The organism is Treponema phagedenis (assembly GCF_008153345.1).
GTDB lineage: Bacteria > Spirochaetota > Spirochaetia > Treponematales > Treponemataceae > Treponema > Treponema phagedenis.
This window is the reverse complement of the sequence record NZ_CP042818.1, coordinates 555,154-580,484: the sequence shown is the minus strand read 5'-3', so window position 1 is coordinate 580,484 and position 25,331 is coordinate 555,154. Positions and strand designations below refer to the sequence as shown.

Below are 25,331 nucleotides of genomic sequence, written 5' to 3'. Positions count from 1 at the left end.
ACAATGAATACCCTACCGTGCAGCGAGGCAGAGTTCGGAATAAAAGCGATACTATCCGCTTTTTTAATGTATTTTATACAAATCATAAAAAATTTTATCAAAAAGAGTCCGACACGGCGCAACGGTGGGCAATTTACCACAGTAATGCTGAATCCATAAACTACCTGTCGCTGTTTTTTTTTGCATAACAGTAAGTTAATTACCAAACGCTGCACCGGATTTTACTCTCGGCTAGAAAAGTTTTGTCTCATCATTAAGCATTTCGGTTGCCGCCTTACCCGTCATATCTTTAATGCTACTAAGATCCGCAGTCATAATGATATCAGCATTTTTTTGTAGCGCTGAAAGAGATGCAATCCAATCTTCCGCAACCGATAATTTGGCTGCATGCACACCGCCTTGCAGCAGTGTTGACTCTGCAATTTTTTTAATACCTTCGGCAGTGGCTTGTGCAACGGCAACAATCTCCTTTGCTTGCCCTTCCGCTTCGTTTATCATCCGCTCCTTTTCGCCCACACTGATATTAACCGCTTCCTCATACGCCGCTCGGGAAAGGTTTATAACCGTTTCCATCTCTCCAACAGAACGGGCAATTTCCGCCCGTTTTTCACGCTCGGCCTTCATCTGATTTTCCATTGCATCCATAATAGAGTTTGAAACGCGAATGTTTTGGATTTCATAGCGAGTTACTTTTACGCCCCACGGGTCGGAAGCCTCATCTACCGCTTTTACAACTTGTGCATTCATGCGGTCCCGTGCTTCAAAAGTTTCATCTAAATCAAGCTGTCCGACAACCGAACGCATGGTTGTTTGTGCAAGCAAAATAGTTGCATACCGATAATCCATAATACCGTAGCTTGCATGCACCGGATTAAATACTTGCAAATATAAAATACCGTCAATGCGCACTTGCACGTTATCTTTTGTAAAACAATCCTGAGCTGGAACATCAATTGCCTGCTCTTTTAAGGTTTGCGTATAACGAACCTTATCAATAAACGGAAACAGAATATGAAACCCTGCTTCCAAGGTGGTATAATATTTACCGAGTCGCTCCACAATTAAGGCGGTTTTATTCGGTACAATACGAATACTGCGAATTAACGTAAAGATAAAGACGAGCGCAAATGCGACCATCACAAGAACTAAAGGAAGTAAAATATAAAAACCGAAACTCATTTTGCACCTCCGTCATGTGCTTTTTTCAGTATTGCTGCAAGAGAGGCGACCGCCGCAACATCTTTCGGGTAAATAGAAATGCGATTATTTTTCATCAATTCTTTAAAACGTGCAATATAGTTTTCCGCAAGACGTATTTTCATTGCGGTTTCTCCGCCGGGAGTTGCAAGTGCTTCGGCAACCAGCTGCAAACCTTCAGCCGTTGCGGCACTGGTAATTTCAATCGCACGCGCTTTTCCTTCTGCGATATTTATCTTACGTTCTTTTTCGCCCAAAGCCTTATTAATTGCTTCCTGCTTTTTACCGAGCGATATATTAATCCTTGCTTGCTGTTTTCCTTCACTCGAAAGAATATTTGCCCGCTTCTCCCGCTCGGCACGCATTTGACTTTCCATTGCCTCAAGAATAGTATGCGAAGGCGTAATATCGCGGATCTCGTATCGAGTTACCTTTATTCCCCAGTTATCGGAAGCCTCATCCAAAGCCCGTACAATACTGTCATTAATTCCCTCTCGCCCGCAGAAAGTTTTATCAAGCTCCATCTTACCGATTTGGCTGCGCATAGTTGTTTTTGCAAGCTGTGCAACCGCATATCGATAATTTTCAATACCGTAACTTGCCTTTACCGGATCAAAAATTCGTAAATACAAAATTCCGTCAACCTGCACTTGCACATTATCCGCTGTAATACACACCTGCGGATCAACATCAAGAGCCTCTTCTTTGAGCGTTTGCTTATAGGCAACACGATCAATAAACGGAACCAATAAATGAAAACCCGCTTCCAAAGTATTGGCATATTTACCGAGCCGCTCAACGATATAACTTTCTTTTTCAGGTACGACAACCGCGATCTTAAAAAGTACTGCAATAGCAACAATCACGATAAGATATAAAAGCACATAATTAATCATCTTTTTTATACCTCCTATATAATGCCGTCGTATTTGACATTACACTAAGTAAAATAAGTATAGCAGAAATAAAAATAAAAAGAAAGAGAAAAAAACTGTCTGGCATATGCATGAACATAAGGAAAAGATTCTTCATACGGGCATTCGGTTTGAAGCTTACGGAAAACCGGCTTTGCACTTTTGAACAACTTTTTGCAGTTGAGCTGCGAGTATAGCGTTCCATGATTAACGTGATAGTAGTTACATAGTGTATTACCAAAAAAGGCTATGGTAAATTACTCACCGTAGGCGAACCAAAGGTAGCAATTCCAAGGTCTCGCCCTTGCGCCGTGTCGGACTCTTTTTTTTTATAAAATTTTTTGCGATTTTTGTAAGAGGTATTGAAAACGGATTATCAGAAATACGTTATGCTAATCAATTTTTTATAGTGGCTGGCAAAAATTGAATTTCTTACTTGAATTAATTTTACATTTTAAGTATAGTAAAGGCAGTGTTATTAGAGGCAGTGTTATTAGAGGCAGTGTTATTAGAGGCAGTGTTATTAGAAATTATATGATCCATTAGCTCAGGTGGATAGAGCGGCTGCCTCCTAAGCAGCAGGTCGGACGTTCGAATCGTCTATGGGTCAAAAAAATTAAAAAAAGATATAAAGTCTATTGACTTTTTTTAAGGTTTTGTATACTATCTAAATCCTTACGGGGGCGTAGCGAAGCTGGTTATCGCGCTGGCCTGTCACGCCGGAGATCGCGGGTTCGAGCCCCGTCGCTCCCGCTAAAAGCTCACCATTCCGGTGGGCTTTTTTTTCTTTACCAATTAAAAATACGGGCAGTAGCGCAGGGGTAGCGCGCTTGGTTCGGGACCAAGAAGTCGGGGGTTCAAATCCCCCCTGCCCGATTTTTCTTTTCCGGTCTATGTTCTTTTTATCCGCTTAAACAATTCTTCTCTGTCGATCACGATCCACAATGGTCTTCCGTGCGGGCAAAGCGGTTCAGGCAATGCAAAAGTCTTTTCAACAAGTTTTCTTGCGGTTACGGGATCAAGAATGGCACCGTCTTTGCACGCAGCCCTACAAGCGGATGTTGCGAGGATGTGATCCAGAATATCTTCGGAAGTTTTTCCCGCTTCGATTATATCCTCTGTGAGCTGTTGTTCCGTGCCTACCCAACGTATCGGCACCGCTGTTACCTGCCAAATACCGTCGCCTTCATCAATCAATTTAAACCCTGCTTGCGTAAGCGCTTCTTGTGCCTTGCGAATTGTTTGATCGTCCTTGTCGGACTCTGTTACGATTTTATACGGTATAAGCAGCTCTTGAGAGATGCCAAGACTTTGTTTTAATTCGTTAAAAAGAATACGCTCATGGGCGGCGTGTTGATCAATAAGGTATAAGGCATCGTTTTTTTCTACAGCAATAAAGGTGCCGGCTACCTGCCCAAGAAACTTGAAATCGGATTGAGGGAGCTGCGGCGGCGCGGCAGAGTTTTCAGGCAAAATATTCCTTGAGAAAAAATCTGATGAAACCTTTCCGCTTGTATAATTTTCCCGATAATCTTGGACGGTGTCAAATGAAGGCATCGGTTTTTCAGAATAGGTGAAATCTCTCGCAGCGATGCCGAATTTGCCGCCGATACGGTCCGTATACTCTCTATTAGACTGACTCCATGCATGATTTATTTGATTTTTGGTGTGATTTTCAGTGAAGTTTAATTCTTGTGAAAAACTCGGATCATACTTGGTATCTTTTAAGAGATTCGCAACCGTTTTTTGTCTATAAAAGTTGGCAACTGCGGAGCTTACCGCATGATGGATTTCTCCGTAATCTTGAAAGCGAGCTTCTTTTTTTGCCGGATGAATGTTGAAATCCACCCGGTCGGGGGTTACTTGTAAAAAGAGAATACCGATCGGAAAAGCTCCGTTAGGAAAATAACCTTCGCTGCCGTATAAAATTGCCTGCGTTAAACCGTATTCGGTGATGCGCCTCCCGTTTGCAAAAATCATAATATTTCGTTTGTCGGATCGAACTACATCAGGGCTGCCGAGTACCGCAGCAAAAGAAAAGCGTTCTTCTGCAATTTCGATTTGATGAAAAAGTTTTTCAGGCTCTTTCGGTTGCAGCGCATTGAGGTAGCGTTGCTTTAAATTTTTGCAAGCCGGTAACCTAAGCTTAAGGGAATCATCTACAGTGAAAGTGAATTCGGTTTCGAAGTGGGGAAGTGCTTTATCAATAAATATTTGGCGGCAGAGGTTTGCTTCCGCACTTGCCCGTTTTAAAAACTGCTTACGTGCGGGAAAATTTTCAAAAAGATTCTCTATTTGTACGCTGGTTCCTTCTGCAAGGCGCGCGGGGATTGTTTTTTTTAATTGGTATCGCCATGCGCTCGGACCTTCACGGGTGGAGGTAATTTCCAATCTGCTTACCGAATCAATTGAAGAAAGGGCTTCGCCGCGAAACCCGAGCGTCGAGAGCTTAAGCAAATCTTCTACGGTTTCTATTTTACTGGTGGCATGTGTTTGCGTGCAAAGTTCCACATCTTCTTTTGTCATACCGCATCCGTTATCGACAACGCGGATAAAATCAATACCGCCGTTTTTAATTTCCACCTGAATTTTTGTTGCACCGGAATCTATTGCGTTATCCAACAGTTCGCGAATAACGGATGCAGGGCGTTCAATTATTTCTCCTGCGGCAATTTTTTGTGCAGACTCTTGAGAAAGTTTTTTAATAGGATGATATCTGCTTTGCGCTTTCATTGTTTAACTCAATTTGCCTTAGTATGCAAAACCGGTGCCTGCGGTCAAGAAAAAATTTTCGGTTTTCTGCCGGTATCTTCTTTAAGCCAAATTGCGCAAACTGCTGTTGCAATAATAGCTGCAGCAATTGCTTCGGGAATGCCGTTTGCGACAATAACGGTTCCGATTGCCGCCCAAATACCTATTCCCGTTGCGCCGGTTAAAATTCCCGAACCTTGGGTTGCCCACATCATGGATAATACTAGCACAGTGTGAATAAGAGTACCGATAAATGCGGAAAGCCCGAAGCTTATGTATTTATTGATTTTTCGTATCAATATATACAGAGCCCAAACAGCAAGAGGAAATATGATTCGCGGTAAAACCGAAACAAGAGGATTCCTAAAAGCAATGTCTACCGGTCCCATCGGCGCAATATTTGCTTTTAATAAACTGAATAAGCCGAATATTAATCCGATGCCGCAGCCTACTACGGGGCCTTCAAGAATAGCCCCGATAATAGCGGGAATATGTAAAACAGTAATAGTGACTCCTGAAATCCACGGAAAAAAGCCGAGACGTGTAATTCCCAAAAAGACAGACAGCGCTCCCAAGGCGCCGATCATTACAAGTTTTTTCTCTCTCTGTTTCATTATTGCTCCTTATCTTTGCGATTATATAATCACGTGAACACTAGCATATTGTAAACAACTGAAAAAAACAAGGGGGAATGAAGGAATACAAGGACTTACGAAGAAAGCGCAGGCGTTGCGGTTTGGCGCTTACAAAAAATCGGCTTTAGCTTAAACTTTGCCGGAGTTGAATACTTATAAATCGCCGGCGGAACTGCGGATGAACTACTATAACGTTTTTTAATAAGTCGATTCGTTTTTTAATACGAACTATAAAAAATTTTGTAAAAAAGAGCCCGGGGCAGTTTTTGCCGTCCGTGGTAAAATGAAACCTATGAGTTTGAAAACTCCTGTTTATATAGCTGTGGTAGTTTTCAAACTCAATTCTGTTTAGAACCACCGCCATCCGGGGCAGTTTTTGCCGTCCGTGGCAAAACCAAACCTGCGAGTTTAAAAGCTTCAATTTTGCAAAACAGTGTTGATGCTTTTAAACATCGTTTAGAATTGAGCAACGGTGAGCAATTTACCATAGGAATGTTTAAATCCGCAGTCCCGTATTGTTGATACCTCGATTTTTATAACAGGAAGTTAATTACAAAACGCTACAGTAGTTTTTACTCTCCTTATATCGGTTGTTTTTTTATGTGTATGGTCTGTAGTGAAATATGATTTTCCATAAATAAAAAGCAGTTTTTAAATGCCTTGAATAGCAATAAAATAAGCGAGGTTTTTTATTATTTCTATACCGCTGAAAGTAAAGAATTAGCGGTTTGAAATTTATTTTATAGTTTTTGGGAGGGTTTAAACTTTTCCTTTTGCATTTTTCAAATAATTTATAACTGCCTTTAATCGTATGTTTGTAGGCAGCGAAGTTCACGCTACCTACAGTGGCGAAAAGGCTAAAATCTGTTCTTTTAAAACAATTCTCTCTGTTTGATCCGGCACAGTGTTGTATTAGATGTGGCTTGCATGATTCTGCATTTGTTTGGAGCCGGTGGTCTGGTTACCGCAGATATAAGAATAGTTATGTTTAGCGGTTTTTATTTAGTGTAATAATAAACAACTAATTGCGTGCGGTCGCGTAAGGCGAGTTTTTCTAAAATGGAGGAAACATAATTTCGTATCGTGCCTTCGCTTAAGTAGAGCCGCTGTGCAATTTCTTTATTGTTTAATCCGTCTGCGATGAGCTCTAAAATATCAGCTTCTCTTTCGTTAAGGTCTTCAAAGAATTTTTCTTTTTGTGGTTTTTTGGTCGGGATTTTATTCATTATTTGAGAATCAAAAACAATACTGCCTGCAGCGATTGCGTTAAGCGCAGGCACAAGCGACTCTATATTTTGTTTTAAGATATAACCTCTGCATCCGAAATTTAACGCTTTGGTAATATATTCCTCGTCTTGAAATGTTGTAAGTAATAAAATTTTTGCATCCTTATATTCTTTTAAAATTTTTTCACTTGCAGTAATACCATTGACTCCTTCCATTCTTATATCCATTAACAAAATATCCGGCTTGAATTTTTTAAAGAGCTGTATTGCCTCTTCTCCATCAGAACCGCAGGCAGATATAGTAAATTTATTCGCAGTTAATATTGTTGTTAATGACGATATGACAAGAGGGTCATCATCAATTATTATGATGTTCATTTTCTGCCTCCGCTATTTGCTTTGGAAATATAATATGAATTTTAAAGCCACCATCGGAATAAAAGTTTATTGTCCCATTATTTTTTTCTACTATTTCTCTTAACACAGAAAGTCCGATTCCTTCTTGTATTGGAACAGATGAGTTAAAACCACAACCGTTATCATTAATTACAACAGAATAAAAACCGCGGTGCTCTAAAAGAATAATGTCCATCAGTGTTGCGCCGCTATGCTTAACGGTATTTGCAATTCCTTCTTTTATGATTGAGATGATATCATGTTTCAACACATAGGGAAGTGCATCTATTTTATAAATCAATTTTATTTTAGGGTTTGATATTTTTTCTATCAATTTGTCTAAGGCGGTTTGTAAGTTAAAAGAGGTGTCGTGTATATTGTGTAAACTTTTTCGTATTTCGGTCATACCTGTTTCTAACGATGTTTGTAAAACCGCAAGCTTGTCTTTTACCTCTTCATTATCCGCGATATACTTTAAGGCATTAACTTGTAAAATCGCGGAACTCAATGTATGCCCGATTGAATTATGCAGTACTCCGGAAATACGATTGCGTTCCGCTAAGATTGAGACCTCTGCATTTTTTAGCAAATCGATTTGGAAAATACGCTTTTGCTTTTCTGCGTGTAATTTATTTTCGGACAATATATCTTGCAGCATTGTTAATTCCGCTGCCGTTAAAAAATAGTTTTCCTTAATACCTGAGTAGAAAAATACCACAAGAGAAAAAATAAAAAGCAATATATTGAAATTAAAAAAAATGCAAGAGATTGGGATCAGTTTAAAAACCAAATCGGTCGGTATTTCAAAAGAGGCTGGTTTTATTTTTTTATTTGAAAGTTTTAAATCTATCGTGATGAATGCGGGCGAGAAAAAACACAGTGTCGCATCAACAACAAAAACAGAAAATATGAAACCGGCAAGAAACAGGATTTTCCATTTCTTATTATCGGTGATATAGAGCCATAAGCATGCTGAAAAAATTATGATGAAATATTCTATGCCCATTGCATCGGGAAAATTTTCCTTTAGAAGAAGAGAACAAAAAAATGTAATCAAAAAATTTTCTAAAAATAAAAGCATATACAACTTCCGATTTGTTAAACTGCCCCTCAATTTCAAACCTGAGTATAATTTAAAAAGGTGAATAAATCAATAATTATTTGATCATAGATAAAATCCGTACATGAAAATTATCAGTATAACGTTCTGTAGTTAAGTTAACAGTAGAGAATGTATCAACGATGATAGCTCGCAGCCACTGTAAACAGGAATAGCAAACATTACATTCAGAACGGGCACGGACGCCCGTGGTTCCAAACAGAAACGATGTTTTAAAGCAAGATAATTTTGCAAAGCTTTAAAACTCGTAGGGTTGGTTTTACCACGGACGTCAAAATCAGAACCGCCATGGACGGCGGTGGTTCCACGCAGAAGCGATGTTTTAAAGCATCAACACAAAAGTGTAAAATTAAAACTTTAAAACTCGTGGTTTAGTTTTTGCCACGGACGGCAAAAACTAAACCGTAGTGTCGGACTCTTTTTATAAAATTTTCTATAATATTTAAAAAAAGAAAATCAGTTTAAAACTTTGCATCGGGATGATTTTTTTGTATGAATTCGGCCCATTTTTGATCTGTTACCGCAATATGGTGAAGAAGCCATTCGCCTAAAAAATTACAAAATTCAGCTCCCGCTTCCATATTTCCTGAAGCAAGGGGAACTAAAGAATCCTTAATGCGCTGCACAAATGCTGCATGAATTTGTGCATGTTCCTCAAATTGCGGATACTTATATCTTCGCATAATTTTTTCTTCTTCGCTAAAATGATAAACGGTATAATCACAGAGGCTCATTAAAACTCTTCCAACATGTACCTTATACTTCGCCTGCGGTAATGAAAGTAAATCCGCAAAATCGTTAATAAGACTTAATAGTTTTTTGTGGTGCAGGTCAATCGTGTTATACCCCACACTGAGACTGTCTTTCCATTTAAAATTTAATGAACATTCCATAAAGATATTGTAGTCTACAAGAGAGTGTATGGTCAATATGTTAGTTTGCAGTTACAGAACTTAAACCATTTATTCCTGCTTTTCATACTTTGAAGCTGCAAAATTCAATACAGGGCACCTCTAAAAACCCCCTTTAAAAAAGATTAAAAAGATGATAAAATGAGGTATGAAACAAAAAGGATTATTTGATGAAGAAGATCGTTTAAGAGTATTAAGTAAGCTAGGAGATAGTCTTGAAAAATTAAACGAAAAAATAAATTGGGAAATATTCAAGCCCCTATTAAAAAAAGCATTAACTAAAGAGCCAAAAGGTTTAGGCGGAAGACCTGCATACGATTATGTAATGATGTTTAAAATAATAATTTTACAAAAATTATACAACATAAGTGATGACCAAACGGAATATCAAATAAACGATCGGCTATCCTTTATGAGATTTTTAGGATTGGAATTAAAAGATAAAGTACCCGATGCAAAAACAATATGGCTTTTTAAAGAAAAACTCATTGAAGCGAGAGTATCAAAAAAATTATTTGAAAAGTTTGGAAAAGAATTAGCTAAAAATAACTTAATAGGAAAAGAGGGAACGATAATAGATGCGACAATAGTAGAAGCACCGATACAGCATAACAGCAAAGATGAAAATGAACAAATCAAAAACGGAAAAATTCCTGAACAATGGCAAGAAAAACAAAATAAGGCAAAATTATCGCAAAAAGACTGTGATGCGAGGTGGACAAAGAAGCATAAACGTAATTATTACGGTTATAAAGATCATATAAAAATAGATAAAAAAAGTAAGCTTATATTGAAAGCAACGGTAACAGCAGCCAATGTTCATGATAGTAGAGAGTTAAAAAATTTAGTTGAAAGGAAAGATGAAAGATTATACGCAGATAGTGCCTATATAGGAGAAGAAATAGAGGGGATTTTAAAAGCGAAAGGGATAGAAGGACAAATTTGTGAAAGAGGAGCAAGAGGGAAACCTCTTACTAAAAAACAAAAAATCGGTAACAGAAAAAAATCAAAAATACGGGCAAGAGTTGAACATGTATTTGGCTTTATGACAAACTCAATGAAAGGTATCTATGTAAGAACGATAGGACTAGCTCGTGCAACATTTTCGATAATAATGATGAACTTAACATACAACTTATGCCGATATTGCTATCTAAAGAAGTAAAATGAGAGAGCATATAGGTAATAAAATGGAAAAGTAAGAGAACTAAGATAAAGAATCCAAGTTTTACACTAGACAATTTATAAAAAAGCTACTAAAATAATAAATAGGTACACTAAAAAATAGGTTTTTAGAGGTGCCCTAAACTTTTTCGTATTTCGGTCATACCTGTTTCTAACGATGTTTGTAAAACCGCAAGCTTGTCTTTTACCTCTTCATTATCTGCGATATACTTTAAGGCATTAACTTGTAAAATCGCGGAACTCAATGTATGCCCGATTGAATTATGCAGTACTCCGGAAATACGATTGCGTTCCGCTAAGATTGAGACCTCTGCATTTTTTAGCAAATCGATTTGGAAAATACGCTTTTGCTTTTCTGCGTGTAATTTATTTTCGGACAATATATCTTGCAGCATTGTTAATTCCGCTGCCGTTAAAAAATAGTTTTCCTTAATACCTGAGTAGAAAAATACCACAAGAGAAAAAATAAAAAGCAATATATTGAAATTAAAAAAAATGCAAGAGATTGGGATCAGTTTAAAAACCAAATCGGTCGGTATTTCAAAAGAGGCTGGTTTTATTTTTTTATTTGAAAGTTTTAAATCTATCGTGATGAATGCGGGCGAGAAAAAACACAGTGTCGCATCAACAACAAAAACAGAAAATATGAAACCGGCAAGAAACAGGATTTTCCATTTCTTATTATCGGTGATATAGAGCCATAAGCATGCTGAAAAAATTATGATGAAATATTCTATGCCCATTGCATCGGGAAAATTTTCCTTTAGAAGAAGAGAACAAAAAAATGTAATCAAAAAATTTTCTAAAAATAAAAGCATATACAACTTCCGATTTGTTAAACTGCCCCTCAATTTCAAACCTGAGTATAATTTAAAAAGGTGAATAAATCAATAATTATTTGATCATAGATAAAATCCGTACATGAAAATTATCAGTATAACGTTCTGTAGTTAAGTTAACAGTAGAGAATGTATCAACGATGATAGCTCGCAGCCACTGTAAACAGGAATAGCAAACATTACATTCAGAACGGGCACGGACGCCCGTGGTTCCAAACAGAAACGATGTTTTAAAGCAAGATAATTTTGCAAAGCTTTAAAACTCGTAGGGTTGGTTTTACCACGGACGTCAAAATCAGAACCGCCATGGACGGCGGTGGTTCCACGCAGAAGCGATGTTTTAAAGCATCAACACAAAAGTGTAAAATTAAAACTTTAAAACTCGTGGTTTAGTTTTTGCCACGGACGGCAAAAACTAAACCGTAGTGTCGGACTCTTTTTATAAAATTTTCTATAATATTTAAAAAAAGAAAATCAGTTTAAAACTTTGCATCGGGATGATTTTTTTGTATGAATTCGGCCCATTTTTGATCTGTTACCGCAATATGGTGAAGAAGCCATTCGCCTAAAAAATTACAAAATTCAGCTCCCGCTTCCATATTTCCTGAAGCAAGGGGAACTAAAGAATCCTTAATGCGCTGCACAAATGCTGCATGAATTTGTGCATGTTCCTCAAATTGCGGATACTTATATCTTCGCATAATTTTTTCTTCTTCGCTAAAATGATAAACGGTATAATCACAGAGGCTCATTAAAACTCTTCCAACATGCACCTTATACTTCGCCTGCGGTAATGAAAGTAAATCCGCAAAATCGTTAATAAGACTTAATAGTTTTTTGTGGTGCAGGTCAATCGTATTATACCCCACACTGAGACTGTCTTTCCATTTAAAATTTAATGAACATTCCATAAAGATATTGTAGTCTACAAGAGAGTTATGGTCAATATGTTAGTTTGCAGTTACAGAACTTAAACCATTTATTCCTGCTTTTCATACTTTGAAGCTGCAAAATTCAATACAATAAATAAGCCGTTTTATCGTGCAATAAAACGGCTTGATAAAGATACCGGCAACAATACCGGTCGGTGAGTTATTCTGCTTTTATAAAATATGCAAAAGGTCGGAGTATGCTTTTAAGCTTTCTGGCATATCGTTTGCGAGCACTTTTTTTGCAAGTACTTTGCCAAGCTGGACTCCTTCCTGATCAAAACTGTTAATGTTCCAGATAAACCCTTGGAACATTACCTTATTTTCAAAATGGGCAAGCAATGCACCGAGTATTTCGGGGGTAAGCTCTTTTGCATATAACAAGCTTGAAGGCCGCTCTCCTTCAAAAACCTTATTCGGATTAGAGTCTTCTTTACCGCAGGCAAAAGCGATGATTTGCGCAACAACGTTTGCCAGCAGTTTTTTTTGACTTGAAGAGCCGTCAACCTCAATATCTTTTCCAGTTTGATTATTTTCAAAAGCGATAAATTGAAGGGGAACAATGGTTTTTCCCTGATGTAAATGCTGATAAAACGAATGCTGTCCGTTGGTACCGGGCTCTCCGAAAATAATCGGGCCTGTTTTGTATGCAACCGGCTCGCCGAATCTGTTTACCGATTTTCCGTTTGATTCCATGTCCAACTGCTGTAAATGTGCGGGGAACCGCGCAAGCGCCTGACTGTACGGCAAAACGGCGGTTGTTTCGTAGCCGAGCACATTCCGTTCGTACACGCCGATAAGCGCATCAAGCAGGGCCGCATTCTTTGTGATGTCCTTTTCGGTTGCGGCCTTATCCGCTGCCGCAGCGCCTGCCAAAAAAGCCTCGAAGGTTTTAAACCCGAGGGCAAGCGAAAGGATAAGTCCTCCGCAGGCTGAAGTGCTTGAATACCTGCCGCCGATAAAATCATCAATATAAAACGAGGCAAGATAATCGGGATTATTTGCAAGCGGGCTTGTTTCGCTGGTAACAACCGCCATATGTTTTTCTGGTTTTAAACCGGCGTCCTGCAAAAACTTTTTTACAAATAACTCGTTGGTGAGTGTTTCCAGCGTGGTGCCGCTTTTTGAAACAAGAATACACAAGGTTGTTTCCAAATTCAATTCGGAAAGCACTACCGCCGCATCATCGGGGTCAACGTTTGAAATAAAATGAGCTTTTAGTGTACGTTTGCCGTGCTTTTTTGCCCAACCTTCAAGCGCAAGATACATTGCCCGCGGCCCCAAATCGGAACCGCCTATTCCGATTTGCACCACATCGGTAAAAGCCTTGCCCGTACTTGAAAGGATTTTACCCGACTGCACATCATCGGCAAAACGCCGCATTTTCTCAAGCTCGCCAAGATAAAACGAGCGCATATTTTTTCCGTTAAAAAGCACATCGGAGCCAAGCTGTCCCCGCGCAAGATGGTGCAACACTTTTCTGTTTTCACCGGTGTTTACCGCTTCTCCGTTCAAAAGTGCGGTAAATTTGCCGATCACATCTTGCTCATCCGCCAACTTTTGCAGCAGCGCAAGAATATCAGCATCAACCTGTTTTGCCGCATAATTATATTCAAATCCGGCAAAGGGCACCGTAAAGCTTTGAATTCGCTTTGCCGCTCCCGCCTCCGAAAGCGCCTTTTTTACGCAAACTTTTGCCGCTGCTTGCAGCTCCTTATACGCCTGCATCGTATCAAAATTATTCCATTTCATGTAAACCTCCGTAATCAATCAAATTATACCGCCTTTATCTCCCCTTCGCAAGCCGTATGTAAACTTGAGACAGTGCCTAAGAATGGAGAATGAGGCGTGCCGCTTCTTAGCCACGCCTTGGACTAAATACAGGAAACTTTTATTATACAAATCATAAAAAATTTTATACAAAAGAGTCCGACACAACGGGTTGGTTTGACATCCATGTCAAAACCAACCCTGCGAGTTTTAAAGCTTTGCAAACAGTCTTGCTTTAAAACGTCGCTTTTGTTTGGAACCACGGGCATCCGTGTCCGTTCTGAGTTTTGATATCTTCGGCGGTTTACCATAAGAGTGTCGGCAAAACAGAATTTTCAATTGACAGGTAAAGTTGTTTTTATTATATTGGACTGTTATTTAGAAACAATAAAATAACAAAAAGGATGCATTTATGAAAAACTTTAAATTTTAAAGTTTTACATTGATACTGATTGCCTTTGTTTTAGGCTTTAGTGAATTTATTATTGTCGGAATACTTGAAGATATAGCAAATCATTTTTCGGTTGAAATATCTTCGGTAGGATATCTGGTAACTGTTTTCGCGCTTATTTACGCATTCTGCACTCCGGTATCACTTCGCTAATCGGGCAAAAGTCTTTGAAAAAAGTTTTGCTTTTTTTAATGATCGTATTTTCGCTGGGAAATCTCTGTACAGCCTTTGCACCAACTTACAGTATATTAACTTTATCTCGAATTATTGTAGCCTTAGTTTCAGGGGCAGCAATTTCTGTAGCGATGGCAATTGGCAGCCATCTGGCTCCCATAAATAAAAGAGCTTGGCTGATAGCTTGGTTGTACTCGGGCTTTAGTGTTGCCTCTGTATTTGGAGTACCTTTAGGAACGTGGTTAAGCGATCAGTTCGGTTGGAATATTGCTTTTTATTTAATTACAGCGATTGTTTTATCGCTATAATTTTAATCCATGTAAACATACCCGGCGATTTTCGTCAGGCTGCATCAAAAACAAAAAAGCTTTCTGAACAATTATCAATTTTTACAAACAGACAAATTCAATTGGGGGCTTTAGCGACTATGTTTAATCTTGCAGGAGTATACGTAGTTTATACTTACTTAAGACCGATCTTCACTACGCAATTAAATATACCGGCAAGTTTTATTACTATTACGTTTACAGTTTACGGATTTATGTCCTTACTTAGTAACCGCCTGAGCGGAACAATGGCTGAACGAAGCGGAATAAAAAAAATGCCTTTAGTGTACGTTGTTCAGTTTATCCTTCTTATACTACTTCCATTAGTTTTAAGAATTCCTGCTATAGGTTTAGCAGATTTAATGCTGCTTGGTTTAACAATGTATTTAATTAATTCTCCGGTTCAATTACACATGCTATCTATTGCAGAATCTAAATTTCCGCAATCCCTTGTATTAGCTTCTTCACTTAATTCAATTTTTGCAAATTTCGGAATTGCATTAGGCTCAGGCGTCGGAAGCCTTATTGTTAAAAACCTGGGGCTACACTATGTCGGTCCCGGCGGAGCGGTTTTCGCAATAACAACCTTATTGCTTTTAATACGATTAAATAAATTAGCTGCAAGAGAATAAACGAATAAAATCAGAGCTTGCGTTGGTTATGCGGAATTTTGAATTACCGTGATTCTTGTTTTTACTGTGTCCTAATCCAGTCAGGGTTTTTTGTGCGGTAAAAATCTAAGGAGCGTTTTAAATTCCTATAAAAACTTTGACAATGTCTCCGATTCTTTGCAATACTGTTTTCTTCTTAGCTTCACGGGCACCTTGTTTCCGTGATATTGGCGGAAGTAAGCTATCAAGATCTGTCCCCGCAGTTTCAACATATCCTTTATTTATTGATTTTTCGATAAAGCGTATAGATCCGTCTTTTAAATTCTCTTCTTTAATCAGCTCACGAATTTTTAACTCTTTTTTATGCTTTGCATATTTGTAAAATGCATCAAGAATATCTTCGGTGGTTTTTAAACTCGCTAAATCGGTTTCATTAATAAAATCAATTACAAGTTCTTCTTTTGCACGCGTTCCTAAACTGGAACGAATAGCTCTTCGAATCTCAGCCTTTAATGTTTCAATATCATTGAGGTCTTTAGCTTTTTCTAAAATCAAAGCTAAAATATAATCTAAATTGATTTCATCTGTTTTTAATAAATCAATTTGAAATTCAATATCGGAAAAATCAATTTTCGAGTTATCGGTATAGCCGCCTCCGGTTTTAGATTGAAGCAGGCTTTCTCGAATTTCAATGTAGACACTCTTCATATCCTGCATTTGCCTATCAGATATAATTTTTTCAAAATTTTCAAACTCATCAAAATTTTTTAAAATATTTTCTGATTGCAAAAGCTCGCCAAACAACTTTGCAAATTCTTTTTTATCTGCATCGGTTTCAATTTCTGTGGGGTCAGGAAATTTCGTTATTATCTCATTGCATAAATCAATATAACCTTTTATCTTTTTCCCCGTTTCTTCATCTGTAAATCCATATATGTATTCGTTATAACTTTTTTCAAGAATAATATTTATGCTGTTTTCATCTCCAAATATTTTTATAGCATCTTTGGTTGCTTGTTCCAGATTTCGAAAGCAAACAATGTTACCGAATGTTTTAACCTTATTTAAAATACGATTTGTTCTTGAAAAAGCTTGTATCAAGCCGTGGTATCGCAAATTCTTATCGACAAACAAAGTGTTGAGCATAGGCGCATCAAAGCCGGTTAAAAACATGCCGACTACAATTAAAATATCTACTTCTTTGTTTTGCACTCTTAGAGATAAATCTTTGTAGTAGTTTTGAAACTCCTTTCCGTCCGTTGAAAAATTTGTTTTAAAGTATTCATTATAGTCTGCAATAACCTTATCTAAAAATTCTTTGGAACTTGAATCCATAGCAGTCGGTTCAAAATTTTCTTCCTCGATATCGCCAATAGCATTTTGTTCTTCATTGGCGGCAAAACTATAAATCGTTGCTATTTTTAATCTTTTTTCTTCGGGTATGTTTGCTTGTTGTTTTTTAAATTCATCATAGTAAAACTTTGCAGCTTCAATACTTTGGACTGCGAACATTGCGTTAAATCCGTTTAATCGTCTTTGCTTTAAATTATATTGTTCATTTCGATGAGTCTTTGTATCAAAAACTTTTAGTATATGTTTTGTTACTTCGGCAATACGTTCAGGATGCATGAGCATTTTGCCTTCAATATTTTTAAGTATTTTTTCATCCTGCTCAGTTTCCGCATTTTTAAACTTTGCACTGATATTATTATAATCAACTTTAAATTTTAAAACCTTACCGTCTCGAATAGCATCGGTAATAACGTAACTATGTAATTGCGCTCCGAATATTCCTGCGGTGGTATCAGTCCCTAATGCGTTTTCAGGAAATATAGGAGTTCCTGTAAAGCCGAATTGATAATAATACTTAAACGATTTAGTAATATTTTTTTGAGCTTCACCAAACTGTGAGCGATGACACTCATCATAGATTATCACACAATGCTTTTTATAAATTGCATGATTAGGATTTTTTTTAACAAATTCGTTTAACTTTTGAATTGTAGTAACTACTATTTTATCATCATCCTTCTCTATGTTTTCTTTTAGTTTTTTAGTGTCTTTACTGCCGTTCACACTGTCACGTTGATAGTTTTGATATTCTTTCATTGTCTGAAAATCTAAGTCTTTTCTATCAACTACAAAAAAAACTTTATCGATGTAATCGAGCTGAGTAGCAAGCCGCGCAGTTTTAAATGATGTTAGTGTTTTACCCGAACCTGTTGTATGCCAAATAAAACCGCCTGCATCCACCTTGCCGTACTTTTTATTGCGATAGCTTGATTCTATTTTCCATAAGATACGCTCGGTAGCCGCAATTTGATAGGGCCGCATTACGAGCAATGTATTATTTACATCAAAAACACAATACTTAGTTAAAACTTCAAGCAATGTTCGCTTTTCAAAAAATGTTGCAGTAAAATCTTCTAAATCTCGGATGGGCTTATTTTTAGCGTCCGCCCATTCACAAGTAAATTCATAATTGTTTTTATCGCGCGCAGTTGTGTTTGCAAAATAGCGTGTGTAAGTACCATTTGAAATAATAAATATTTGAACATATTTATACAGAGAATTTTCCGCATTAAAACTTTCTTTGCTGTACCTATGAATTTGATTAAAAGCTTCGCTTAAATTCACGCCGCGCCTTTTTAATTCAATGTGCACAAGTGGTAAGCCATTCACCAATATTGTTACATCATATCGATTGTTATGAGTTCCGCTTTGTTGTATTTGATTTGTTACTTGTAAAAAATTATTGTGAATGTTTTTCTTGTCTATAATTTTAATATTTTGCAAATGACCGTCATCAAAGGTAAAATCATAAACATGATTGTCTTTACCTTGAATTTTGCGAGTCTTTTCTATCATTCCGTCATTAGGAGGATCCAAGTATTCGGCTAAAAAACGTTTCCACTCGTCTGCGGTAAATGACACCTTATTTAGTTTTTCAATTTGAGTTTTTAAGTTTGCGTATAAATCATCCGGAGAGTTTGCAAAAAATTTTTTATAGCCTTGAGATAAAAGATCAGCTATCAGTTTATTTTCAAGGTCTGCTTCACTTTGATAGCTCTCCTCTACTCTTGACAATTTTTCGTAATGAGCCAAAATAATTCCGTTTGTCATTTCGGCAATTGTAGATACGCCATAGCTTACAGGTTCTTGAGACATACTATCCTCCCCTACTTTGTAATCGGTTTAGCTTTTTTCATTATTACATGATTTCGGGAAGTTTAGCAACCTTTCTCGATAATATTCATACTGTTTTTGGTGCAGCTCTATTTCTTTTGGCAGTCCTTCGGAGATATTATTGGGCACCTCTAAAAACCTATTTTTTAGTGTACCTATTTATTATTTTAGTAGCTTTTTTATAAATTGTCTAGTGTAAAACTTGGATTCTTTATCTTAGTTCTCTTACTTTTCCATTTTATTACCTATATGCTCTCTCATTTTACTTCTTTAGATAGCAATATCGGCATAAGTTGTATGTTAAGTTCATCATTATTATCGAAAATGTTGCACGAGCTAGTCCTATCGTTCTTACATAGATACCTTTCATTGAGTTTGTCATAAAGCCAAATACATGTTCAACTCTTGCCCGTATTTTTGATTTTTTTCTGTTACCGATTTTTTGTTTTTTAGTAAGAGGTTTCCCTCTTGCTCCTCTTTCACAAATTTGTCCTTCTATCCCTTTCGCTTTTAAAATCCCCTCTATTTCTTCTCCTATATAGGCACTATCTGCGTATAATCTTTCATCTTTCCTTTCAACTAAATTTTTTAACTCTCTACTATCATGAACATTGGCTGCTGTTACCGTTGCTTTCAATATAAGCTTACTTTTTTTATCTATTTTTATATGATCTTTATAACCGTAATAATTACGTTTATGCTTCTTTGTCCACCTCGCATCACAGTCTTTTTGCGATAATTTTGCCTTATTTTGTTTTTCTTGCCATTGTTCAGGAATTTTTCCGTTTTTGATTTGTTCATTTTCATCTTTGCTGTTATGCTGTATCGGTGCTTCTACTATTGTCGCATCTATTATCGTTCCCTCTTTTCCTATTAAGTTATTTTTAGCTAATTCTTTTCCAAACTTTTCAAATAATTTTTTTGATACTCTCGCTTCAATGAGTTTTTCTTTAAAAAGCCATATTGTTTTTGCATCGGGTACTTTATCTTTTAATTCCAATCCTAAAAATCTCATAAAGGATAGCCGATCGTTTATTTGATATTCCGTTTGGTCATCACTTATGTTGTATAATTTTTGTAAAATTATTATTTTAAACATCATTACATAATCGTATGCAGGTCTTCCGCCTAAACCTTTTGGCTCTTTAGTTAATGCTTTTTTTAATAGGGGCTTGAATATTTCCCAATTTATTTTTTCGTTTAATTTTTCAAGACTATCTCCTAGCTTACTTAATACTCTTAAACGATCTTCTTCATCAAATAATCCTTTTTGTTTCATACCTCATTTTATCATCTTTTTAATCTTTTTTAAAGGGGGTTTTTAGAGGTGCCCTATTGATTAAAGCATCGAATTTATCAAGTATTGATACAACATGTTCTTGCACAAATATGGAAGGCAGTGGGATTTTTATTTTATTCATATCAGTCGTAGATATTTCGATAACTTTAACTCCTCTTGCCAACTTGTTTTTTTGGTTTATAAAATAACTTGCACCATTGAATACGTATGACATATATTTAGGATTTTGGTTATGAGAGTAAACTGCTGCATGCCCACCTGTAACGGCATTATCATTTCCTAAATACACAATAGTCTTCATTACATCCTCTATATTTTCCGATGTTCGGGCAATAACCAAATCTCCATGTGTTACTTGTTTTAATTTTAGTGCATTTTCTTTGGAAATTTTCACAATCGGTTTTAATACAAATTGATTATACTTAGTGTATATATGTCCATAGTGAATTGCTCCAACTTCACCATTTACATCAAACATCGATTTAGGCATTCCAAAACCATTTGTAAAAATTCCTATTTCTCCCAAAGTTTTCCACTCAACTTTACTTTCTAATTCAACTCCGACAATTTTTGCAGCTTCGTTCAAAGTATCAAAGAAATGATTACCTAGTGTGTGTGTGTGTGTGTGTGTGTGTGTGTGTGTGTGTGTGTGTGTGTGTGTGTGTGTGTGTGTGTGTGTTATCAGATTTTGAATTAAATGTCAATAGCCTCTCACGATAATATTCATATTGTTTTTGTCTTTTTGATATTTCTTCGGGTAATAGTCCGGTTGTATTTGTCAGGAGTTCCTGAAATTTGTCGAGGACTTTTACTATTTGGTTTTGTACAAAAATATGAGGCTTAGGAATTTTATAATTATCTGTAACTCCTATTGAAATTTGCGGCAATTTACCGGTTATAGCATTATCTCTAAAGTATTTTACGTTGTTTTTTAAATAATAATATAAAAATTTTATATTTAATTCTTTATCATCCTTTGATGAATACGACCACATTTCATTTTTATGACTAAATTCTTTTTCATAAAATTCAAAGTCAATATTTCCGCGCGATTTAACTATAATACTATTTTTTCTAATTATATTTTCTTCACCAATATCTTTTATTTCAATATCTGCAAATGTACTTCCTCCTGCAAATATTCTAACAGGGGCACCATCTTTATGAAGTTCTTTCATTTTTCCTGCCGTTATATTAATCCCTTTTTGTCGTGTACAAATGTTACCTATAGTATCCCAAACAATTTCTTTTTTATCTTCTAATAAATCAATCTTTTCAGAAAGTTTATTTAAGTACTCTTCGCTTAGTAACATATCCCGATAATAATTATATTGTTTTGTTCTTGCCTGTAATTCCGTTCGCAATTTAACTTGTAACTCAGTAAATTGGTCAAGAATCTTTACAATTTTTTCTTGTGTTTCAAGGGATGGGATAGGGATAATCATCTCTAAAACTTTTGACATATCAGGATGTTTAATTCCTGAACCACGATAAAAACTTGATATAACATCTATTTTTTCAGATAAGAAATAAAACAAATATTTGTTATTTAGGAAATTTACGTTTGAAGATGTTGCTATTCTATTATCACTTGTAACAAACCTACCATTATAGTATTGAACAATAGGAGTTCCTCCCCAAGGAATACAAATAATCTCACCACATTTAATATTATCTTTTACTAAGTACTCATTAGTAAATAAATCAGTTCTACTAGTTGTTAATATCTTTATATCGCCGCCGTCAATAACTAAGTTTTGTAATTCACTTGCTAAATAATAATGATATTTATAAACTTTTTTTTGTTTATTTTTATCAACACCATTAAATTTTTTATCCCAAATTGTAACTTCCCAAAGATGCTTCCATTCCACTTTTTCATTCTTTAACAATTCATCTATTTTACTCATCTTCACGCCTCTTGTTTTTTGCTGTTGATTTTGCTATGGCTTCAATACATTTTATTTCTTCCAAACTAACCCGCCGCTCAACCTGCCTGCTTCCTTCGTTTTGAACTGTCAACTTATAGTTGACAGTTACTTCTTCCTCCAATTCTCCGTCTTCAAAAATAGCTATAATATGTTTACTTACATTCTGTTTTGACATCTGAAAGAGCTTAGCTATTTCCGCTTGATTCAGCCATACTGTACCATCTTCAAGTTTTAAGCTTATTTGTGCTTTTCCGTCTTCGGTATTATAAATGATAATATCCCTACTCATCATTTTTTTCATCCTTGAGCATTTTTTTTATCTGCTCATCAAAGTCAGAGTTGATTTTTTGTGTTTTATTAAAAATTTCATATTCCGATTCCGCTTTTTCTTTTGCTTGTTTGCGCGAAACCTTCCCGTTGTCTTTGAGAATATCGTATTTTCTGAATTCTAAAAATTCGTTTACGCTTTTTGCAAACTCTTCCATTGTAAAAGTATTTTCACGCTCAATTAAATCTTCTATATAATCAAAGTAGCCTACAACGGCTCTTTCAAGTTGGCGTATTTGTTTTTCTTGCAAGTAGTTTTTTGCAACGCCGACATCGCTTTTTAAAATTCTGCCATCGGGGCTGTTTTTCCATGTTTGCAAACCCATATGCTCCTTGTCTTTATCCACTGATGAATAAATTATCTCCGCAGCAGTTTGCCCGGTAATTGCATAGTGAAATTTATTTTGCACTGTTGCGTAAAAGTCTTTTGTTACATCTGATTGCTTATCATAGTCGATACTGCACTCAGCAAAGATATCGGTTATTTGCTGCCATATTCTTCTTTCGCTTGCACGAATGGAGCGGACGCGTTCCAACAGCTCTTTAAAGAAGTCTTTGCTGAACAGGGTTTTACCTTGCTTTAATCTTTCATCATCCAAAGCAAAACCTTTTATCATATATTCTTTTAGGATTGATGTTGCCCAAATGCGGAATTTGGTCGCTTTTGCGGAATTAACACGGTAGCCGACAGAAATAATTGCATCAAGGTTGTAGAATTTCGTTTTTCGGTTTATTTGTCGCTTTCCTTCAGTTTGAACTACCGAGAATTCCTCGATAGTTGCAGCCTCATTCAATTCCCCGTCTCGATAAATATTTTTTAGATGAAGACTTATATTGTCTGACGTGCAATCAAACAACTCCGCCATCGATTTTTGTGTAAGCCAAATAGTTTCATCTTTTACGAGTACATTAACGAAAGCATTCTCAGCATCTGAACTATATATCAAAAATTTAAATTCATTACGATCACTCATCTTCAAGCTCCTTTACTATTTCATTTATGGATGCTCTAAGTTCATCAATCCTTCGTACTGTTTCTTCAATTTCTTTATTCAGCACTTTGATATCGATAATTTCCCGCGTGTCTTCTTTTTCAACATAGGTTGATACCGACAAATTATAATCGTTTTCGGCTATTTCGCTATTATCAACTAATCTTGAAAAATATTCGATGTTTGTTCTGTCTCTAAATTCAGCGACAATCTTTTCAATGTTTTTATCTTCCAAAATATTATTGTTAGTTTCTTTTTTAAATTCTTTGCCAGCATCAATAAAGAGCGTTTTGTTTTCTGTTTTATTTTTTGCCATTACCAAAACACATGTTGCAATTGATGTTCCAAAAAATAAATTTTCGGGAAGCTGAATAATACAATCAATAAAGTTATTGTCTACCAAATATTTACGAATAGTCAGCTCTGCACCTTTGCGGTAAAAAATGCCGGGAAAACAAACTATTGCCGCACGCCCCTTACTGGATAAGTAACTTAGGGAGTGCATAATAAAGGCGTAGTCGGCATAGGACTTCGGTGCAAGCTTACCGGCAGGCGCAAAACGCGCATCGTTTATAAGCGTCGGGTCATCATCTCCTATCCATTTAATTGAATACGGAGGATTTGAAACAATTGCGTCAAAGGGCTTTTCATTATTATGCAATGGATTAAGAAGCGTGTCTCCGCGTTTAATTGAAAAGTTATTATAATTCACATTATGCAAAAACATATTCATGCGGGCAAGGTTAAAGTTGGTCATATTAATTTCCTGACCAAAAAATCCTTCATCGATGATGTGTTCTTCAAACTGTTTTTTCATTTGCAGCAAGAGCGAACCGCTGCCGCATGTCGGGTCGTATACTTTGTTAACATTTGTTTTCCCGTCCATGACAAGCCTTGCTAAAAGTTTTGAAATGGTTTGCGGTGTAAAAAATTCTCCGCCCGATTTTCCGGCATTGCTTGCATAGTTTGAAATTAAGTATTCATAAGCATCACCAAATGCGTCGATGTCATTGTCCTGAAAATTTCCAAAATTAATTTCTGAAATGCCAATCAATATGTCCGCCAATCGGGAATTCTTTTCGGCAACAGTTCCGCCCAGGCGGTTGCTAGTGGTATCCACATCTTCAAACAAACCTTTAATGTCATTTTCAGATTTAAACCCGACAGCGCTGGATTCAATCGATTTAAAAATATTCGCCAAGTCCGTATTTAAGTTTTCGTTTTTGCGCGCGGTTTTTACTACGTTTTTAAACAATTGACTCGGTAAAATAAAAAAGCCCTTTGCTTCAACCGTATTTGGTCTGAAATCTTTCTCAGCTTCTTTATCGCTTATTTTTGCATAATCAAATTCCGGATCGCCCGCTTCATGCTCCGCGGAATTAAAAAACTCCATCATATTTTCAGAAATAAATCTATAAAATAAAATCCCCAAAATATATTGTTTAAAATCCCATCCGTCTACGGCTCCGCGAACCTCATCCGCAATTGCCCATATCTTACGATGCAGCTCTGCCCTCTGTACCATTCCATTAGATCCGTTTGTATTATTTGCCATTATTAATACTCTATCCTTTTTATCAAATTAAACACGCTAACTTTTTTCTGTCATCTTCGGTTTTCTTGCCGTTTAAAACTCCGGGGAGGAGTTCTGCGAAACAGTATCCGATTCATTTCATTTTTCATATTTTTAATATAGCACAGCTCTTCAAAATATGCAAAGTTAATATGACCTTCCTGTATCAATTCAATTGTGTATTTTTTATCTTTAATATGTATCTCAAGATTCCAACCGCTAGACCATTTCATACCGTCGAAATCTATAATAGCTTTTCTCGTAATTTTGTAATCGTTTAGGATAAGAGCGCGCTCTTTTTGTTTTTATCGATATATGTTCCGTCAAAGTAATTATTTTGCGGAAAGGTAAATAGCATTATCTCTTCATCATCTTCAATTGAAACTATTGTAGCGTTTTGTAATTAACTTCCTGTTATAAAAATTGGAGTATCAACAATAAGGGACTGAGGATTTAAGCATTCCTATGGTAAATTGCCCACCGTTACCAAATTCCAAACGATGTTTTAAAGCATCAACACAAAAGTGTAAAATTGAAGCTTTTAAACTCGCAGGTTTGTTTTTGCCACGGACGGCAAAACTCAGAAC

The 25,331-nt window shown here is 36.4% G+C and carries 20 protein-coding genes and 3 tRNA genes; 6 read left to right on the top strand and 17 right to left on the bottom strand.

Annotated features, from left to right (window positions below; all coding sequences use genetic code 11):
- Positions 1–231: 231 nt before the first annotated feature.
- Positions 232–1,179: an SPFH domain-containing protein gene (locus FUT79_RS02570; protein ID WP_002694763.1), complete on the bottom strand. Its 948-nt coding sequence runs from the start codon at positions 1,177–1,179 to the stop codon at positions 232–234.
- Positions 1,176–2,093 carry an SPFH domain-containing protein gene (locus FUT79_RS02565; RefSeq protein WP_002694765.1) on the bottom strand — a complete coding sequence of 306 codons (918 nt, stop codon included), beginning with the start codon at positions 2,091–2,093 and terminating at the stop codon, positions 1,176–1,178. The genes FUT79_RS02570 and FUT79_RS02565 overlap by 4 nt, the downstream gene beginning before the upstream one ends.
- A 554-nt stretch (positions 2,094–2,647) precedes the next feature.
- On the opposite strand from FUT79_RS02565, the gene FUT79_RS02560 reads away from it, so the two are divergent.
- From FUT79_RS02560 to FUT79_RS02550, 3 genes are all read left to right on the top strand, one after another.
- A tRNA-Arg gene (locus tag FUT79_RS02560) sits at positions 2,648–2,721 on the top strand.
- A 69-nt stretch (positions 2,722–2,790) separates the two neighbouring features.
- Positions 2,791–2,864: transfer RNA gene (locus FUT79_RS02555), tRNA-Asp, on the top strand.
- A 51-nt stretch (positions 2,865–2,915) separates the two neighbouring features.
- Positions 2,916–2,987 (top strand) — tRNA-Pro (locus FUT79_RS02550).
- Positions 2,988–3,002: 15 nt separating this feature from the next.
- Here FUT79_RS02550 and mutL read toward each other — a convergent pair.
- The 5 genes from mutL to FUT79_RS02520 all read right to left on the bottom strand — a co-directional run bounded on the left by mutL (position 3,003) and on the right by FUT79_RS02520 (position 9,132).
- Complete coding sequence (gene mutL / locus FUT79_RS02545) at positions 3,003–4,844, bottom strand: DNA mismatch repair endonuclease MutL (RefSeq protein WP_024752072.1); 1,842 nt, start codon at positions 4,842–4,844, stop codon at positions 3,003–3,005.
- A gap of 44 nt (positions 4,845–4,888) precedes the next feature.
- Positions 4,889–5,476 carry an ECF transporter S component gene (locus FUT79_RS02540; RefSeq protein WP_002694774.1) on the bottom strand — a complete coding sequence of 196 codons (588 nt, stop codon included), beginning with the start codon at positions 5,474–5,476 and terminating at the stop codon, positions 4,889–4,891.
- Positions 5,477–6,495: 1,019 nt separating this feature from the next.
- Positions 6,496–7,101, bottom strand: coding sequence for a response regulator (locus FUT79_RS02530; protein WP_002696999.1), 606 nt, complete (start codon positions 7,099–7,101; stop codon positions 6,496–6,498).
- Entirely contained in the window at positions 7,082–8,200 is a 1,119-nt protein-coding gene (locus FUT79_RS02525) for a sensor histidine kinase (protein WP_024752071.1), read from the bottom strand. The genes FUT79_RS02530 and FUT79_RS02525 overlap by 20 nt, the downstream gene beginning before the upstream one ends.
- A 500-nt stretch (positions 8,201–8,700) precedes the next feature.
- Positions 8,701–9,132: a bacteriohemerythrin gene (locus FUT79_RS02520; RefSeq protein WP_024752070.1), complete on the bottom strand. Its 432-nt coding sequence runs from the start codon at positions 9,130–9,132 to the stop codon at positions 8,701–8,703.
- A gap of 166 nt (positions 9,133–9,298) precedes the next feature.
- Between FUT79_RS02520 and FUT79_RS02515 the strand changes: the two genes are divergently transcribed.
- Positions 9,299–10,315 carry an IS5 family transposase gene (locus FUT79_RS02515; RefSeq protein ID WP_024751992.1) on the top strand — a complete coding sequence of 339 codons (1,017 nt, stop codon included), beginning with the start codon at positions 9,299–9,301 and terminating at the stop codon, positions 10,313–10,315.
- 127 nt (positions 10,316–10,442) lie between these two features.
- Here the strand turns inward: FUT79_RS02515 and FUT79_RS02510 are convergent, their stop codons facing one another.
- The 3 genes from FUT79_RS02510 to FUT79_RS02500 form a co-directional block, all read right to left on the bottom strand.
- Entirely contained in the window at positions 10,443–11,153 is a 711-nt protein-coding gene (locus FUT79_RS02510; protein WP_244951123.1) for a histidine kinase dimerization/phosphoacceptor domain-containing protein, read from the bottom strand.
- Between the two features lie 500 nt (positions 11,154–11,653).
- Positions 11,654–12,085 carry a bacteriohemerythrin gene (locus tag FUT79_RS02505; protein WP_024752070.1) on the bottom strand — a complete coding sequence of 144 codons (432 nt, stop codon included), beginning with the start codon at positions 12,083–12,085 and terminating at the stop codon, positions 11,654–11,656.
- A 192-nt stretch (positions 12,086–12,277) separates the two neighbouring features.
- Positions 12,278–13,855, bottom strand: coding sequence for a glucose-6-phosphate isomerase (locus FUT79_RS02500; protein ID WP_024752069.1), 1,578 nt, complete (start codon positions 13,853–13,855; stop codon positions 12,278–12,280).
- Positions 13,856–14,491: 636 nt separating this feature from the next.
- Between FUT79_RS02500 and FUT79_RS15240 the strand changes: the two genes are divergently transcribed.
- Together FUT79_RS15240 and FUT79_RS15235 are read left to right on the top strand one after the other, a co-directional pair.
- Positions 14,492–14,806, top strand: coding sequence for an MFS transporter (locus FUT79_RS15240; RefSeq protein ID WP_197071873.1), 315 nt, complete (start codon positions 14,492–14,494; stop codon positions 14,804–14,806).
- Between the two features lie 119 nt (positions 14,807–14,925).
- A complete protein-coding gene (locus FUT79_RS15235) occupies positions 14,926–15,456 on the top strand; it encodes an MFS transporter (RefSeq protein ID WP_206172334.1) in 531 nt (176 codons plus the stop codon).
- A 117-nt stretch (positions 15,457–15,573) separates the two neighbouring features.
- Here FUT79_RS15235 and FUT79_RS02490 read toward each other — a convergent pair whose 3' ends face one another.
- The 7 genes from FUT79_RS02490 to FUT79_RS02455 form a co-directional block, all read right to left on the bottom strand.
- Positions 15,574–18,603 carry a type I restriction endonuclease subunit R gene (locus tag FUT79_RS02490; RefSeq protein WP_148889227.1) on the bottom strand — a complete coding sequence of 1,010 codons (3,030 nt, stop codon included), beginning with the start codon at positions 18,601–18,603 and terminating at the stop codon, positions 15,574–15,576.
- Between the two features lie 280 nt (positions 18,604–18,883).
- The gene (locus FUT79_RS02480; RefSeq protein ID WP_024751992.1) at positions 18,884–19,900 is read right to left on the bottom strand and encodes an IS5 family transposase; all 1,017 of its coding nucleotides are present in this window, start codon (positions 19,898–19,900) and stop codon (positions 18,884–18,886) included.
- A 19-nt stretch (positions 19,901–19,919) separates the two neighbouring features.
- Complete coding sequence (locus FUT79_RS02475; RefSeq protein WP_215905233.1) at positions 19,920–20,507, bottom strand: restriction endonuclease subunit S; 588 nt, start codon at positions 20,505–20,507, stop codon at positions 19,920–19,922.
- A 16-nt stretch (positions 20,508–20,523) separates the two neighbouring features.
- The gene (locus FUT79_RS02470) at positions 20,524–21,831 is read right to left on the bottom strand and encodes a restriction endonuclease subunit S (RefSeq protein ID WP_148889226.1); all 1,308 of its coding nucleotides are present in this window, start codon (positions 21,829–21,831) and stop codon (positions 20,524–20,526) included.
- Entirely contained in the window at positions 21,824–22,144 is a 321-nt protein-coding gene (locus FUT79_RS02465; protein ID WP_215905082.1) for a virulence RhuM family protein, read from the bottom strand. Before FUT79_RS02465 ends, FUT79_RS02470 begins: the two co-directional genes overlap by 8 nt.
- The gene (locus FUT79_RS02460) at positions 22,134–23,153 is read right to left on the bottom strand and encodes a virulence RhuM family protein (RefSeq protein ID WP_148879285.1); all 1,020 of its coding nucleotides are present in this window, start codon (positions 23,151–23,153) and stop codon (positions 22,134–22,136) included. The genes FUT79_RS02465 and FUT79_RS02460 overlap by 11 nt, the downstream gene beginning before the upstream one ends.
- Complete coding sequence (locus FUT79_RS02455) at positions 23,146–24,726, bottom strand: type I restriction-modification system subunit M (protein WP_024752067.1); 1,581 nt, start codon at positions 24,724–24,726, stop codon at positions 23,146–23,148. The genes FUT79_RS02460 and FUT79_RS02455 overlap by 8 nt, the downstream gene beginning before the upstream one ends.
- Between the last annotated feature and the right edge of the window lie 605 nt (positions 24,727–25,331).

Bases quoted from the DNA above. Each gene is read 5' to 3' on its own strand.
- FUT79_RS02570 (WP_002694763.1), bottom strand. From the start codon at position 1,179: ATGAGTTTCGGTTTTTATATTTTACTTCCTTTAGTTCTTGTGATGGTC.
- FUT79_RS02565 (WP_002694765.1), bottom strand. From the start codon at position 2,093: ATGATTAATTATGTGCTTTTATATCTTATCGTGATTGTTGCTATTGCA.
- mutL (WP_024752072.1), bottom strand. From the start codon at position 4,844: ATGAAAGCGCAAAGCAGATATCATCCTATTAAAAAACTTTCTCAAGAG.
- FUT79_RS02540 (WP_002694774.1), bottom strand. From the start codon at position 5,476: ATGAAACAGAGAGAGAAAAAACTTGTAATGATCGGCGCCTTGGGAGCG.
- FUT79_RS02530 (WP_002696999.1), bottom strand. From the start codon at position 7,101: ATGAACATCATAATAATTGATGATGACCCTCTTGTCATATCGTCATTA.
- FUT79_RS02525 (WP_024752071.1), bottom strand. From the start codon at position 8,200: ATGCTTTTATTTTTAGAAAATTTTTTGATTACATTTTTTTGTTCTCTT.
- FUT79_RS02520 (WP_024752070.1), bottom strand. From the start codon at position 9,132: ATGGAATGTTCATTAAATTTTAAATGGAAAGACAGTCTCAGTGTGGGG.
- FUT79_RS02515 (WP_024751992.1), top strand. From the start codon at position 9,299: ATGAAACAAAAAGGATTATTTGATGAAGAAGATCGTTTAAGAGTATTA.
- FUT79_RS02510 (WP_244951123.1), bottom strand. From the start codon at position 11,153: ATGCTTTTATTTTTAGAAAATTTTTTGATTACATTTTTTTGTTCTCTT.
- FUT79_RS02505 (WP_024752070.1), bottom strand. From the start codon at position 12,085: ATGGAATGTTCATTAAATTTTAAATGGAAAGACAGTCTCAGTGTGGGG.
- FUT79_RS02500 (WP_024752069.1), bottom strand. From the start codon at position 13,855: ATGAAATGGAATAATTTTGATACGATGCAGGCGTATAAGGAGCTGCAA.
- FUT79_RS15235 (WP_206172334.1), top strand. From the start codon at position 14,926: ATGTTTAATCTTGCAGGAGTATACGTAGTTTATACTTACTTAAGACCG.
- FUT79_RS02490 (WP_148889227.1), bottom strand. From the start codon at position 18,603: ATGTCTCAAGAACCTGTAAGCTATGGCGTATCTACAATTGCCGAAATG.
- FUT79_RS02480 (WP_024751992.1), bottom strand. From the start codon at position 19,900: ATGAAACAAAAAGGATTATTTGATGAAGAAGATCGTTTAAGAGTATTA.
- FUT79_RS02470 (WP_148889226.1), bottom strand. From the start codon at position 21,831: ATGAGTAAAATAGATGAATTGTTAAAGAATGAAAAAGTGGAATGGAAG.
- FUT79_RS02465 (WP_215905082.1), bottom strand. From the start codon at position 22,144: ATGATGAGTAGGGATATTATCATTTATAATACCGAAGACGGAAAAGCA.
- FUT79_RS02460 (WP_148879285.1), bottom strand. From the start codon at position 23,153: ATGAGTGATCGTAATGAATTTAAATTTTTGATATATAGTTCAGATGCT.
- FUT79_RS02455 (WP_024752067.1), bottom strand. From the start codon at position 24,726: ATGGCAAATAATACAAACGGATCTAATGGAATGGTACAGAGGGCAGAG.